At 71.2% G+C, this 14,477-nt stretch carries 12 protein-coding genes; 4 read left to right on the top strand and 8 right to left on the bottom strand.

The features are described from left to right. Positions 1–18: 18 nt before the first annotated feature. Both CFREN_RS12395 and CFREN_RS12400 read left to right on the top strand, forming a co-directional pair. Complete coding sequence (locus tag CFREN_RS12395; RefSeq protein ID WP_070521865.1) at positions 19–1,470, top strand: amidase family protein; 1,452 nt, start codon at positions 19–21, stop codon at positions 1,468–1,470. Then, entirely contained in the window at positions 1,467–2,264 is a 798-nt protein-coding gene (locus CFREN_RS12400) for a CPBP family intramembrane glutamic endopeptidase (RefSeq protein ID WP_070521862.1), read from the top strand. The genes CFREN_RS12395 and CFREN_RS12400 overlap by 4 nt, the downstream gene beginning before the upstream one ends. Positions 2,265–2,329: 65 nt before the next feature. Here the strand turns inward: CFREN_RS12400 and CFREN_RS12405 are convergent, their stop codons facing one another. The 3 genes from CFREN_RS12405 to CFREN_RS12415 all read right to left on the bottom strand — a co-directional run bounded on the left by CFREN_RS12405 (position 2,330) and on the right by CFREN_RS12415 (position 5,565). Continuing rightward, on the bottom strand, positions 2,330–2,920 hold the full coding sequence (locus CFREN_RS12405; protein ID WP_209651634.1) for a M23 family metallopeptidase: 591 nt from the start codon (positions 2,918–2,920) through the stop codon (positions 2,330–2,332). A gap of 320 nt (positions 2,921–3,240) precedes the next feature. Continuing rightward, a complete protein-coding gene (locus tag CFREN_RS12410; protein ID WP_070521856.1) occupies positions 3,241–4,701 on the bottom strand; it encodes a hypothetical protein in 1,461 nt (486 codons plus the stop codon). A 36-nt stretch (positions 4,702–4,737) separates the two neighbouring features. Beyond that, on the bottom strand, positions 4,738–5,565 hold the full coding sequence (locus tag CFREN_RS12415; protein ID WP_209651632.1) for a fructosamine kinase family protein: 828 nt from the start codon (positions 5,563–5,565) through the stop codon (positions 4,738–4,740). 68 nt (positions 5,566–5,633) lie between these two features. Here CFREN_RS12415 and CFREN_RS12420 point away from each other — a divergent pair, with 68 nt between their 5' ends. Continuing rightward, positions 5,634–7,112 (top strand): LCP family protein, encoded by a 1,479-nt coding sequence (locus CFREN_RS12420; RefSeq protein WP_244979468.1) that lies wholly within the window; start codon positions 5,634–5,636, stop codon positions 7,110–7,112. 41 nt (positions 7,113–7,153) lie between these two features. Here the strand turns inward: CFREN_RS12420 and CFREN_RS12425 are convergent, their stop codons facing one another. From CFREN_RS12425 to CFREN_RS12440, 4 genes are read right to left on the bottom strand one after another with little or no spacing between them, the layout of a single operon-like run. Next, positions 7,154–8,083, bottom strand: a complete 930-nt coding sequence (locus tag CFREN_RS12425; RefSeq protein ID WP_209651630.1) for a DUF5926 family protein — start codon at positions 8,081–8,083, stop codon at positions 7,154–7,156. Between the two features lie 49 nt (positions 8,084–8,132). Further along, on the bottom strand, positions 8,133–9,164 hold the full coding sequence (locus CFREN_RS12430; RefSeq protein WP_209651628.1) for a glycerophosphodiester phosphodiesterase: 1,032 nt from the start codon (positions 9,162–9,164) through the stop codon (positions 8,133–8,135). After that, entirely contained in the window at positions 9,164–10,267 is a 1,104-nt protein-coding gene (locus tag CFREN_RS12435; RefSeq protein ID WP_209651626.1) for a hypothetical protein, read from the bottom strand. The genes CFREN_RS12430 and CFREN_RS12435 overlap by 1 nt, the downstream gene beginning before the upstream one ends. Then, on the bottom strand, positions 10,264–12,258 hold the full coding sequence (locus CFREN_RS12440) for a pyruvate kinase (protein ID WP_209651624.1): 1,995 nt from the start codon (positions 12,256–12,258) through the stop codon (positions 10,264–10,266). Before CFREN_RS12440 ends, CFREN_RS12435 begins: the two co-directional genes overlap by 4 nt. A gap of 209 nt (positions 12,259–12,467) precedes the next feature. Between CFREN_RS12440 and CFREN_RS12445 the strand changes: the two genes are divergently transcribed. Then, positions 12,468–13,244, top strand: coding sequence for a 2'-5' RNA ligase family protein (locus CFREN_RS12445; RefSeq protein ID WP_244979467.1), 777 nt, complete (start codon positions 12,468–12,470; stop codon positions 13,242–13,244). A 76-nt stretch (positions 13,245–13,320) separates the two neighbouring features. Here the strand turns inward: CFREN_RS12445 and CFREN_RS12450 are convergent, their stop codons facing one another. After that, positions 13,321–14,289, bottom strand: a complete 969-nt coding sequence (locus CFREN_RS12450) for an L-lactate dehydrogenase (RefSeq protein WP_209651622.1) — start codon at positions 14,287–14,289, stop codon at positions 13,321–13,323. Positions 14,290–14,477: the final 188 nt, after the last annotated feature.

The following is a 14,477-nucleotide window of genomic DNA, read 5'->3' on the forward strand; positions in this document are numbered from 1 at the left end:
CGGATAGACTTTCGCCCCATGATCGTCGAACCCCCCGTCACCAACGCCGGCCGCGGTGCCGCCCGCAGCGCCGGGAGCATCGTCGCGGCGGTGACGGCGGGCGAGGAGTCGGCGACCGAATTGGCGTCGCGGGCGGTCGACGCCCTGGTGGGCCGCCCGGAGGACACGGGCGTGGCCACGTTGACGTCGAATCTGGCGGAGGTAACGGCGGCTGCGGTGGACCGGCGGCTGCGCGACCCTTCCGCGCAGCGCGCGTCCGGGCCGGGTTCGCGTGACGACGCCCGCCGCCTGACCGGTCTGCCCGTCGCCGTCAAGGATCTGTACCCGATCAGCGGGGTGACCTGCACCCTCGGGTCGTCCCGGTTGGCGCGGACCGCGGAGCACACGGCGGATCCGGTGGTTCGCCTGCTGGCCCGCGGTGCGACGATTCCCGCCACGACGGCGACGTCGGAGATGGGTGCGACGGCCTACACCGAGCCGACGGACCTGCCCGCGCCGGACAATCCGCTGCGTCCCGGGCGCACGCCGGGCGGGTCGTCGGGTGGTTCCGCCGTGGCGGTGGCGTCGGGTGCGGTGGCGGCGGCGTTGGGATCCGACGGCGGCGGTTCCATTCGCGTTCCGGCGGCCTCGTGCGGGCTGGTGGGTTTGAAGCCGGCGCACGACATCCTCGGGGGGCGTTTGGCCACGGCCGGTTTTCTGACGCGTTCGCTTGACGACGCCGCCCTCCTGGCCAACCTGCCCTCCCCGTCGCAGTCGCCGACTCGCGACGACGCTGGACGGGTGGCCGGACCGCGCACCGGCCACCTGCGCATCGGGGTGACGGTGGCGCCGTTCCATGCCGAGGTCGCCGTGGCGCGGCATTGGCGCGATGCCGCGCTGGCCGCCGCGGACCGCCTGTCCGACGCCGGGCACGAGGTCGTGGAGGTCCCCGCGCCGTATCCGCCGGAGGGCCCGGATGTTTTCCATACGTTCACAGAGGTCATGACGTATTTCGCGTCGCGGTTGCCGGACGACGATTTCTCGTCGATGGTCCGGTGGATCCGCGAGCGCGGCTCGATCGTCTCCGATGACGTCGCCGCCGGACACCACCGCACGCGGTTGGGATTGGGCGCGGCGATCCGTAACCGATGGGACGTCGATGCGGTGGTCACTCCGACGCTCGCGTTCGATCCGCCGCCGATCGGGCATTTCGCCGCGATGGAGCCGCAGGACAACTTCCTGGCGCAGACCGAGTGGACTCCGTGGCTGTCGCTGTGGAACCTCACCGGCTGGGCGGGGCTGTCGGTGCCCTTCGGCGGCTCCGGGGCGTCGGTTCACCTCGGGGCGGTGCACTGCGACGCGGCCACGCTGCTGCGTCTGGCCGCCGACCTGGTGGACCCGCTGGCCGATCTTCACTCCATCGAACGCGACCTGGCCGACCGACGCCGGGGGCTCTCCGGGCGCCGCCGGGACAACGGCGTGGCGCGATGACGGAGGCGTCGTCACGCGGCAACCGCACGCCAACGCCGCGCCGGCTCAAAGCGGAGATCCTGGTCGTGCTGGCCGTGACGTTCGGCACTTCGGCCCTCAGCGCGATCGTGCGGCTCATCGGCGCCCTGGTCGGGGGTTCGCTGCGGGATCAGCCGGTGTCGCTCAACGATGCGCTGGCGGATGACCCGTGGTTCAACGGCGCGCTGCATCTGGTCCGCATCGTCGGACTGCTCGCGTGGGGCGGTCTGGCGTGGTACCTGCTGCGCGCCGACGGCATCCGGTCCATGCCCGGCCGCATGCGCGCCGGTGATTGGGCGTGGGGCGCGGGCCTGGCGGCGCTGATCGGCATCCCCGGGCTGGCGTTGTACGTCCTCGGCGTCGCGGCGGGATTCGGCAGGCCGATCGATCCGGCGGCGATGGGCGTCACCGCCGTCACCGTCGTGCCGCTGCTGGGTTGGGCCGCGGCGAATGCGGTCGCAGAAGAGTTCGTCGTCGTCGGCTGGCTGGTGGTGCGGTTGCGGCAGTTGTGGGGCGGGGATTTGCATGACGACGCCCGCCTGACGCGCAGAACCGTCGCATCGATCATCGCGGCGTCGGCCCTGCTGCGCGGGGCGTACCACCTGTATCAGGGCGTGGGCGCGGGGGTCGGCAACGTCGTGATGGGCGTCGTCTTCGCCGCGTGGTTCCTGCGCACCGGACGCGTGTGGCCGCTGGTCATCGCGCATTTCCTCATCGACGCCGTGGCGTTTACCGGATACCCGCTGGTGGCGCCGTGGCTGGAGTCGCTGGTCTGACTCCCGTATCCCGATGGCGGCCGACCGGGCCCCGGAAGTAGTCGGGCTCCAGAAGTAGTCGGACCCTAGAAGTAGATGCCGTGCTCGGCGAACCACGGCTCCGGGTCGACCGGGGTGCTGCCGTCGGGGTGAATCTCGAAGTGCAGGTGCGAGCCGGTGGAGTGGCCGCGGTTGCCCATGCCCGCGATGTACTCGCCGGCGCCGACGGTCTGGCCGACGCTGACGCTGAGGGTTTCCATGTGACCGTAGACGGACACGGAGCCGTCGTTGTGGCGGATGCGGATCCAGTTGCCGAAGCCGGAGGCCGGTCCGGAATCGATCACGGTGCCGGACATGACGGCGTAGATCGGGGTGCCGACGGAGTTGGCGATGTCGATGCCGTTGTGCATGCGACCCCAGCGGGGGCCGTAGCCGGAGGTCAGCTCGCCGGCCGCGGGGCGCACGACGGTGTTGGTCACGGCGGCCGGGGCCATGTCGGTGTTGAAGGTGCCGTCGACGACGTCCTGCACGATCGAGCCGACGCCGGGCATCGGGGCGGCGCCCGCGGCGGGAACGCTGCCGGCGGTGGCGATGCCCGCGAAGGCGGCGATCATCGCGATGTTGCGCTTGGCGATCTTCAGGGAGCTGACCTTGCGGTGACGTCCGGTGTAACCCATGAGTTGACTTTCTGATCGTTGAGGAGCATGTCGTGAAGGACGGTTCGTAACCGCCCCGTTATCAAGTCGTGATCACCGTAGGGTCGAGCCGGGGACATGTCCACCTTCTGCGCGGAACCGTGAAAATTCGACCACCCCCGCCGAAATGTGCCCGCCGCAGAAACCAACCGGCACGTGCGAAAACGCCGTCAGATAACGAAAAGATCACATCCCCCCGGGTGAATGCCGCTCACTAAACGCCGCTTCATCACGGCCCGGTAACGGTACGCAAAACCCGCAAATGGCCCCTGACCTCATGTTTCACATGCGTCACATGCGCCTCAGGAGTGGTCGTCGATTGCGCCTCGAATCCGCTCCTGCAACGCCCTGCCCGCACGACGCACCGTCACCGCGGCCTTGGTCAACCCTTCGACGACCGGATGAACCGGATACGCCACCTCGACCGTCGCGGCCTTCGCCACCCGGTTGCTCTCCACCGCCGCGTCCGAGATCCCCGGGCCGGGCTCGGCGACCGCGACGTCGTCAAGCGAAACCACCGGCCACCGGCTGCCAGCCGCCACCACCGACCCATGCTTGACGGAGTAGTAGCCGTGCACGTGCACGTCCAGCGCCACACCCGACGCGCCGCGCGCCGCCGCAATGAGATGCGGATGAAAACGCGTGGTCAACCACCGCTGGCCCGGCCGCGCCGGCAGGCCCCGATCCCACAACTCCGCGAAACGCACCACGTGCGCCCCCTCGGCCAGATCCGGGGCACGATGCTCGATCCGGTGCCACACCCGCACATCGACGTGCGGAATCGCCTCGACCACCGCGATATCGCGACCGGACACCGGGCGCCCGTCGACCTCCCAACCGCGCAACACATCGATCACGGCGTCGGCGAGGGCGGCCGCGGAGTCCTCGGTGACAGGGGCCTCGGCCACGGAGTTATCGCCGGACTCGTGGGACTCACGGGACTCGTCGGTCCCGCCCTCGGCGTCACGGCCCGCGAGCAGATCACCCTGCAGGCACAACACGATCGGCCGCGCCCGGCCCGGCGTGCCCTCCCCCGCACCGAGGCCGTTGTCCTCCAGGTCGCCGGAGGCGAGCACCACCCACGCGTCATCGCCCGAGTACGTAATGCGGGTGGCGGCCCCCGAAGCCTCCGCACCATCACCGCCGACCGCGGCCCGCGCGATGGATTCCGACGCCTCGTCGCGCACGTCGATGAGGTCGAAGCGGGGCCAGATGCGGTGCATCGACTCGTCGTAAAGCCCCGCCGGCGCCAACCCCATGCCCGTGGCCAGCAGCCGCACCGCGCCCCGACCCCCGCGGGCGGCCCGCGATTGCTCCGCGACGGCCGACGCCGCGGCGAGGACCACCGACTTGTCGGGCCAGATGTCGTTGACCCAGCCGCCGCCGAGGGCGTGAATCGTCGACGCCGAGCGCAGCAGACCCAGCCCGGCCTCCAGGTGCGGTGCGACGGTGCCGAGGACGCGATGGTCGACCGCCGCCTCCTCCGCCCGGCGCGCCGCATCCGCCCAATGCCGGTCGCCCTCCGGAATGCCGTGGCGGGCGGCCTCGGCCAGGCGGAACAGCGTGTCCGTCACGGTCAGCCGCGGGTGCAGCCCCGCATGCAGCACGCCGACCATCCCCGGATCAGGGCAATCCAGCACGACGCGCGACCGCGGGCGACGCCGCGCCAGGGTGCGCAGCCAGGCCGCGGCGATGTACTCGTCGCCGAAATTCGGGTGGCCCGTCGGCGCAACGAGATAGATGACGTCATCGTGGGCGTGCATGCCCCAACGGTACGTGCGCCGCGGGCCTGCGCCGGGCTACGCGTACCGTTTCGCGATGTTCAGCGCCTGCCCCGCGTACCCGCCGCCGAAAAGCACCGCATGCATGAGCACCGCATAGAGGCGGTGCAGCGGCGCCCGTTCCTCGCGGCCCGGCAGCGGGTGAACCGACTCGTAGCCGGCGATGATGTCGTCGAGGTGCGGCGTCCCGAACATCCCGAGCATCGCCAGGTCCTCCTCGCGGTGTCCTCCGTGCGCGGCGGGGTCGATGAGGATCGCCCCGGCGTCATCCCACATCAGGTTGCCCCACCACAGGTCGCCGTGAACGCGGGCGGGGGCTTCGTCGTCGTCGAACTCGCCGTCGAGCAGCTTCTCGATGAGCCGCTCGAACACGGCCAGTTCCGACGGCGCGTAACAGCCGGGGCGCCGGGCGAGTTCGGCGACGGCGGGGGCGATGCGGTCGTGGGCCCAGAATTGCCCGAATCGCGTGCGCGGCGTCAGTCGCATGGTCCGGGGGTCGTCGAGCGGCCCGAACCAGCCGTCGCGTTCCCACCCCTCGGGCGGCGCGCCGAATGCGGGGGCTCCGGCGTCGTGCGTGCGGGCGAGGGCTTCGCCGAACTCCCGCGCCTTGCACGCCGACGCCCGCCCCGCCGAGATTTTGCGCAGAACCAGCTTGTTGCGGCCCACCTCGACGACGTCGACGACCCGCGCTCCGCCGTCGGCTTCGGGCTCCTTCAGCCATCGCAGGCCGGCGGCTTCGAGGGCGAAGAACCCGGCGGGCGCACCGGGGCGGGCCTTGACGTGGGTGGCGTCTGCGGCTTTCGCGGCCGGGCGTTCCCACCCGGTTTCGGAGCGTTTCGCGAACATGGGTACAGGATAATCGCGTCCCGGCGCCCGTTATCCCCCATCCCCGACCTGCCCTATTGTCTTTAGCCATGGATGGAAGCGATCAGCCCCGCGACGACCGCGAGATCGTGCGCGGCCGCGACGGCAAGCCCCTGCGCGACAGGTACGGCCGTCCCATTTACCGGCGGTCGGCGCAGCCGCGCCGCGATGCTTCCCCGGCCGATGACCGGCGGCAACGCTTCTCCGGGCGTCCGCGCACTCCCGAGGGATACCTGACCCGGGCCGACGTCGAGGAGCTGCGCCGCCTGCGCGAACGGGGCCTGCGCCCCGGCGAGGGCCGTCACGCCGAACCCCGCCGGCGCCCCGCCCCTTCCGATGCGCCGCCACGCCGTCCCCGCTCCTCCGACACCCGGGTGTTCCAGCGGCCCGACGATCTCCGCGGCGACCGCCCCCTCTACCGGGGCCAGGACGATCCCCGCTTCCCGCCCCGCGGCTACGACCCCGACCGCGGCTACTCCGACCACCCCGACCGGCCCCGCGGCGATCGCACGCGCCGGCTCGACGATTACGACGCCCGCGACGACGCAGCCCGAAGGCGTGGACGTGGACGTCGCAAAGCACTGGACGACGGACGCCGACCCGACCGCCGCCCCCGCAACCGCAGGCCCCGCAACCTCGGCTTCACCATCAAATCGTTCCTGCTGGTGCTGCTCCTCGTCGCCGGCGCCGGCGCAATGTGGGTCGACTTCAACCTCAACCGCGTCGACGCATTCCCCGACGGAGACCGCCCCGGACGAACCATGGCCAGCAACTGGCTCATCGTCGGCTCCGACTCCCGCGACGGACTCACCGACGAAGACGCCGCCAACCTCGCCACCGGCGCCGGCGACTTCGGCCAACGCACCGACACCATCATGATCGCCCACTTCCCCCTCGTCGGAAAGGGCCGCCTGGTGTCGCTGCCCCGCGACTCCTACGTCGACATCCCCGGGTACGGGCAAAACAAGATCAACGCCGCCTACTCCTTCGGCGGCGCCCGACTCCTCGCCGAAACCATCGAGCACAACACCGGCATCCGCATCGACCACTACGCCGAAATCGGCTTCGGCGGATTCGCCTCCATCGTCGACGCCATGGGCGGCATCGAAATGTGCCCCACCGAGGCCATCCAAGACCCCCTCGCCGGCCTCGACATCGACGCCGGCTGCCAGAAATTCGACGGCGTCACCGGCCTCGGCTACGTCCGCACCCGCGCCACCGCCCAAGGCGACCTCGACCGCGTCGCCCGCCAGCGCGAATTCATGGGTGCGATGGTCGACCGCGTCTCCTCCCCCGCCGTGTGGCTCAACCCCTGGCGCTGGTACCGCCTCGGCTCCACGGGCGCCAAGGCCCTCACCGTCGACTCCGGCGACCACGTCTGGCACCTCGGATGGCTGATGCTGCGGATGGCGCTGGGCACCGAATCCGAGACCGTCCCCACCGCCGGGACCATGGACACCGGGCACGCCGGCAACGTCCTGCTGTGGGATGACGCGGCGGCCCCCGCCTTCTTCGACGAATTGAAGTAGGCGGGGACGGAGCGGTTCGGCCGGACGTGGCCCGACGTGGCCTACCGGATGGTGACCTGACGCGACACGATGGTGTCGCGGGACTTCCGCTCGTCGGCGGTCAGCGGCGCGTCGGAGGCCAGCGCCTTCTCGATCCGCGCGGCGGCGTCGGCGATGACCTCGCCCCACGAGTCGTGGGCGACGGTGTTGTCCAGGTCCCAGACCGGCACGAGGACGCCGTCGGTGCGGAACACGCCGGCGAACTTGGTGCCCTCGCCCATGCTCAACCGGTCGGCGGCGTGGACGCGGGCCAGGGCGTCGAGCAACTGCCGCTCGTCCTCGCGGCGAATCCAGCGGATGTGCGCGCGCTCGCCCGGGTCGATCCACCACACGGCGCCGGGGACGTCGAGGTCGAGGCGGTGCGACGGCATGATCGAGTCGTTGGCGACGGCGAGGTTCTGCTGCACCAGCTGGGTGCGTTCGACGCCGGCGGGGATCCACCATTCAAAGTCCTGGTGAACCTCGAGGTCGTCGAGCGTGACGCCGGTGAGGATGTCGCCGAGCGCACCGCCGTCGGTGCCGTCGACGGCGCTGTCGAGCTGCTGCCCGTCGTCGGCGTTGCGGGCCCATTCGAGGGCGCGGGCCAGGTCGGCGGCGGCGTCGTTGGAACGCGACTGGGTCTGCATGGCCACGTAGGCGGCGCCGCCCTCGGAGGTGGCCCGGGTCAGCGCGGCGATGCCGCCCGGAAGCACGGTGCACAGGTGGATCGGGCGCTTGGCGCCGGCGACCTCGGCGGGCACGGTGGCCGACGGGGCGAACTCGCGCAGGGCGACGAGATCGGCTTCGGCGTCGAATCCGGCGAACGGCCGGGGGTTTCCGGCGAGGCGTTCGCGTTCGGCGGCACGGGCGGCGAGCTTGGCCTGGCGGCGGCTCATCCCCTCGGGCACGTTGACGTCGGATGCGGCACGGTTCTTACGAGACTTTTTTCCCACGGCCCCAACATACTTGCAGCGGCGGCCGGGGCGGTGGTGCGGGCCCGGGTCAGTGGGAGGTTCCGGTCCCCGGCTTTGCGACGGTCCGCGTGACGTCCTCCGGCCGCAGGGAATCGCGGTCGAAGTCGACGGCGTCCTCGGGGCGCAGGCCGGTGTCGCGCTGGGCGAGCGGCACCTCCGGCGACGAGTCGTCCGCCCCGAAATCGCTGAGCGGGGTGCCCTGCGCTTCGGCGGTGGCGGTGTCCTGGGCGGCGATGAGGTCGGCGGCCCGGTGGGCGCGTTCCGCCCGGGCGGCGCGGGCCTCGCGTTCGCCCATGCCGGAGGTCATCGCGGCGGTGGTGGCGGCGTCGAAACCGCCGACGCGCGGCATGGAATCCAGTGCCTTGCGGGCGCGGGCGGGCCAGTCGGTGGCCAGCCAGTCGATGCCCCGCGCCTTGGCGTAGGTGACGTCGACGTCGGTCTTGGCCAGCCAGCAGTACAGCGGCAGGTTCCACGACATCATGCCCATCGGGTCGCGGCGGGCGCCGTACATGTCCACGCCCATCGCGGTGGGGCCGCCGAGGTAGCGCTGCATGGCGGTGCGGGCGCCCGGGGCCTTCACCAGCTGGATGCGCTCCAGGTCCGGCAGCATCTCGCCGACGGCGTTGATGGACCGGGCGGCGAAGCTGATGATCCTGGTCCGCGGGTCGCGGTCCAGGCCGAAGTGGCGGAGACGCTCCCGCAGCACGCGCTCGGTGCGCAGGCCGGTGGACACGGGGTGCTTGGTCTCGATGAACAGTCCGATCTCCGGGTTGGCGACGGCGAACTCGAGGAACGTGTCGAACTCCAGCACCGGCTGCGGCTTCTCCCACGTGCCGGCGTTGAGACGGCGGATCTGCTCCAGCGTCGTCGCGCCGACCGCGCCGGAACCGTCGGTGGTGCGGTTCAGGGTGCGGTCGTGCATGCAGATCAGGTGACCGTCGGCGGTGAGGCGGATGTCGCACTCGACGCCGTCGGCCCCTTCGGCGACGGCCGCCTCATAGGCGCCGATGGTGTGTTCGGGGTGGGCGCCGGAGGCTCCGCGGTGGGCGATGATCTCCATCAGGGCTTCTCCTCGTGCACATCCCGGTACAGGGACGTGATCGCGTCGTCGATGGGCGGAGTGATGGTCTTCGGGGTGCGCGAACGTTGCGCGGTGATCAGGCCGCGCGACCAGAACGGCTCCGCCGCCGCGCGGGCCCGGGCCCGCCGCTCGGCGCGCTCGGCGGCCACCTCCGGGTCGACGTCTTCGTCGTCCGCGTCGGCGTCGTCGTCAAGCGCCGCGGCCAGCGCATCATCTGCGCCGGGCACCAGGCGCCGCGGATCCGGCGGGGCCAACGCCCGCGCCAACGCCCCGACCGCCGCCGCCGACGCGATGGCCGCGATGGTGGCCAGCACGCCGCTGCGGAACACGTCCAGCGCCGTGGTGCTCAGAAACGCCGACACCAGCGTCAACGGCCACAACACGCAGGAGACGAACCACGCCCACTTGCCGGGCCCGCGCACGCCCGTCTCCGCGAGAATGACCACCGGGCCGGTGATGTTGCGCCCGGGCCACAGGTGCATGGCGGTGATGGTCTTCGGGCTGCGCGCCAGCGGCGGCCGCCACTGCCGCGCCCGCTCCGCCAACGCACGCAACGTCGCGATGCCGTACGCGCCGAGCACGCCGGCGGCCACGACGGCGGCGAAGTACAACAGCGACGACACCGGCCCGAGCAGCAGCGACGGCACCGCGCTGCCGGCCGGCGACTGATAGCTGCCCCACGTGGCGAACGTCCCGAGACCGAACAGCCCGGCCGTTGCCACCGCCCACGCCCGGGCGGCCGCCGCACGACGGCGCGCGACCTCCTGCGGCTCGGGCTTCGGCGGCACCTGGTACGGGGTGAAGCCGCTCATCGGGATCGGCGCCGGCACGGGCCCCGGCACCGGACTGCGCGGGTGAATCGAACCGCTGATGGGTCGCGGCCCCTGCCCGTAGCCGCCCGGCACGTCGTGGTTGATGTGACCGGTCACGGACCCGCGGCCGAACGCAGGCGGCGGCGGAGGGGTGCGCGGCACGCCCCAATCGCCTGCCCATTCGCCGTTGCGGTGCAGACCCGGATTGCCCGGCCCCGGCGCTGCCGGGCCCCGCTGGTCCGGGCCCGGTCCCTTCACTGCGCCGGTCATCGCGTTTCACCGTCCCAGGAGCGGATGCGGCGCAGCATGATGCGGTTCTTGCGCTGCGAGCGGCCCATCTTCTTGGCCAAATCGTCCAGGATGACGATGGCTTCGGTGATGTGCGGGCCCTTGTTCAGCATGACGCACTCGGCGCGCAGCGCGAACGCGGCATCGGTGATTTCGGCGCGGGCGGGCAGGCCGGACTTGGCCAGCGATTCGAGGACCTGGGTGCCCAGGATGGTGGGCACGCGGGCGGCCTGCGCGAGCGCGAGGATCTGGCCGGGCACTTCGCCCATGCGCTGGAAGCCGAGTTCCACGGCGAGGTCGCCCCGGGCGATCATGATGCCCATGTTGGCGTGGCGCATGCCGGCGACGAGGATTTCGGGGAGGTTCTCGAAGGCCGGGATGGTCTCGATCTTCAGCACGATGCCCAGGTTGCGGGAGCGTTCGGCCAGCTCGGCGTTGCCCGCGGCCTCGTACTCGGCGGCGATGGTCTCCAGCTCCTCGAGGACGTGTGCGACGTCCTCGGGCGTGCGGATGAAGCTCACCGCCGCCACGTTGGCGTTTTCCGCTACGAAGCGCAGATTCTCGGCGTCTTCCTCGGTCAGCGCGGGCACCGGCAGGTCGGTGGTGGGCAGGTTGATGCCCTTGTGGCCGGCCAGGTTCTGGCCGCCCGGCTTGGCCCGGGTGACCTTCAGGCGGGCTTCGTGGTGCTTGACGACGTCCACGTCCCCGGCATCCGCCGACTCCACGTCGGCCGACCCATCGGCGGCGCCCACGGAGACGACCTCGGCGGCGATGGCGCCGTCGTCGAAAAGCACCGGCTGGCCGACCTGCAGCGCGGCGACGGCTTCGGGCAGGGTGCACGACAGGCGCGGCACCTCGCCGCTTTCCTGCCGCGGCACCGACTCGACGGTCTCGGAGGTGATGATCATCTCGTCGCCCACCTCGAACCGCAGCTTGCGGGTCACCGGCGGCACGCCCGTGGCGCGGGTCTTCTCGTAGTCGTGGCGCAGCAGGGTGCCGTCGGCGATGTAGGCGTTGCGGTTGCCCTCGGCGAGCACGCCGCCGTCCTCGACATGGGTGACGGTGAAATGGCGCTTGGCCGAGCGGTTGTCGTGCAGGGTGATTTCGCTGCCGACCTCCAGGTTCGCCAGCCATCCGGCGTCGACGGTCAGCGGCAGGGCCGGACGGCCGGGCAGACCGGCGGGCACCGGGGCGGGCAGCGACGCCACCGCGCCGTCGCGCGACTCGTCCGGGTCCTCCGGACCACCGGGACCGCCGAGGTCGACCACGCGCGGCGTCAGCCACAGCTTCGCCGGGGTGAGCACCGTCCCCGCGTCATCACGGGTGGTTCGGGCGCGACCGACCTTCGGGCCATCGGCGACGGCGCCGGTGCGGATCTTCGGGCCCGCCAAATCCATGGACACCTCGATGTCCCGGCCGACCTTCTGCGCGGCGTCGTTGACGTTGGCGATCATCTTCCGCCACGCCTCCGGGCCGTCGTGCGCGCAGTTGATGCGGGCGACGTCCATCCCGGCCTCGGCGAAACCGACCACCAGCTCGGCGTCGTCCGCGGCCTCCGACGGCAGGGTCACCATGATCCGGGCCGGCACGCCCTCGCGCTCGATGCCGAACAGGCGATCCGAGTTGGCGTCGAGCGCGACGTCGGCGGCGTCGTCGCGCGCGATGATCGCGTCGACGTCGGTGTCCAGCTCCTCGCCGATCAGCGCCCGCAGCACCGCGCGCGCGATGACCAGGCGCCCGTACACGCCGGACTCGGCGGTGGTCAGGCTGGTCACGCCGAGGTCGTGCAACCCGTTCTGCAGCTCCCGGATGTCGATGGTGCGCAGGTGCGCGTACTGCAGCAGGTTCTCGGCGCCGGCGCGGTGCTCCGGGTGCACGCCCGCCAACGTGTCCGCCGCGTCGGCGCTGACGCGGTCGAGCTGCCCGATCAGATCGTCGAGCTGCTCGATCAAGGGCCGGACATCGTGATGCATGGGTCTGGTTCTCCTCCCCCACCTCCGCGGCCGTCGGCGGGGCGCCGAACCCCCGATGCGACGACCGATCAGCGGACGCGGGAATTCGCCTGGCGGATCGGTATGCGTCAATCATGACCGCGCCGCCGGGAAAGCGACACCTCAAACGGCGTTTCTTTCAAGGTTTCACCGAGAATTCACCTTCCGCTCACTGCGGCTACGGTGACGGCATGAGATTGTTCGCGTCGATTCGTCCGCCGGAGGAGGTCCGGGAGCACCTCGTCACGGCGCTGCGCCCGATTCGAGACGACAATGGCCCGCTGTTGAGGTGGACCGATCCCGACCAGTGGCATCTCACCGTGGCGTTCTACGGCGAACGTCCGGACGGTTCGGTCGACGAACTGGCCGAGCACATCGCCGCCGCCGTGGCGACCACGCCGACCCCGCCCGAACTGGACCTGCATCTGCGCGGGGCGGGCAGCTTCTCGGGGCGGACGCTGTGGATCGGCGTCGGCGGCGACGTCGCGCCGTTGCGTCACCTGATGGCCGCCTGCGCCCACGATCCCTTCGCCGCCGACGACGATCCCGACCCCGATGATCCGTCCGCCGTTCTTTCGGGCGGCTCCGGTTCCCGTCGCTCCGGTTCCCGCGGCTCGCGGGCCGACGACCAAACGGAACGTCGTCGCGCCCACCTCACCGTGGCGCGTCTGCGTGCCCGCGAGCAGGGCGGGCGTCGCGATGACCGCCGGTCTCACCGACGGAGCGCGTGGGCCGGGGATCGCCGTCGCGGCCGGTTCGGCGACCGTGCGGGTCGCGACCTCGCCCGCCCCGCACGGCATGATGGCGCGACGTTGCTTCACGACGTCGTCCACGCCCTGAGCGTGTACGCGGGCCCGACGTGGTCGGCCACGGAGATCGAGCTGGTCAGCTCACGTCTCGGCGAGGGCCGTTCCGGCGGACCGTTGCACGAGACGGTCGCGACCATCCCCTTCGCCCCCGGCCGCTGATCTCCGTCTCGCGGGTGCGCCCCTTCATCCCGGCCCACCCGCACTCCGAGGCGCACCCCGCTGCGGGGCATGCCCGCTACTGCGGGACGTACTCGCCGTTCTCCCAGAACGGATCCTGGATCTCGCGGAGGGTGGCGACGGACTTGTCGAACTGCTCGGACTCGTAATCGTCGAGCTCGAGTTCGACGACGCGGCGGATGCCCTTGCGGTTCACGATCGCGGGCGTACCGATGTACATGTCCTCGTGCCCGTACTCGCCGCGCAGCAGCGCCGACACGGGGAGGGCGACTTCCTGGTTCTGGAAGATCGCGCGGGTGATGCGCGCCAGACCCATGCCGATGCCGTACGAGGTCGAGCCCTTCGCGTCGATGATCTCGTAGGCCGCGTCGCGGGTGCGGATGAAGATCTCCTCGAGTTCGTCGTGAAGCTCGGGATTCCTCTCCAGCTTGCTGCGCAGCCCGACGCCGGCGATGTTCGCCGACGACAGGACCGGCAGTTCGGAGTCGCCGTGCTCGCCGACGATGTACGCGTGGACGCTCATGGGCGACACGTCGAAGTACTCGCCGAGCATGTAGCGGAAGCGGGCGGTGTCGAGCACGGTGCCCGAACCGATGACGCGGTGGGCGGGCAGGCCGGAGAACTTCCAGGTGGCGTAGCTGAGGATGTCGACCGGGTTGGTGGCGACGAGGAAGATGCCGTCGAACCCGCTGGCCATCACCTCGTCGACGATGGACTTGAAGATGCGCATGTTCTTGTCCACCAGCTGCAGGCGGGTTTCGCCCGGCTTCTGCGCCGCGCCGGCGCACAAGACGACGAGGGCGGCGTCCTCGCAGTCGGCGTAGGTGCCGCGGGTGACCTTGGTGCGGGAGGGGGCCCAGACGACGCCGTGGTTGAGGTCCATGACGTTGCCCCCGGTCTTGCGTTCGTCGATGTCGATGATGGCGAGGTGGTCGACGATGCCCTGGTTGACCAGTGCGTAGGCGTATGCGACTCCGACGTCGCCGGCACCGATGAGCACGACCTTGTTTCCGGCGGAGACCTTCATGGTTTCGTCCTTCCGGGGCGCGTCGGCTGGCTGTGCGGCAGCGGTTGCACTGCGACGAAAAGTCCGTTCTCGCCCCAACGGTTGTGTACCTAAGTCCGATTATGCCCGTTCGGGCACCGGTTTCACCAGGGGCGTGGCCGGTGACCCCGGACACACGCACGGTAACCGCTGCACGACGGTCCCGCTCG

Origin of the sequence: Corynebacterium freneyi (assembly GCF_030408835.1) — a bacterium.
Classification (GTDB): domain Bacteria; phylum Actinomycetota; class Actinomycetes; order Mycobacteriales; family Mycobacteriaceae; genus Corynebacterium; species Corynebacterium freneyi.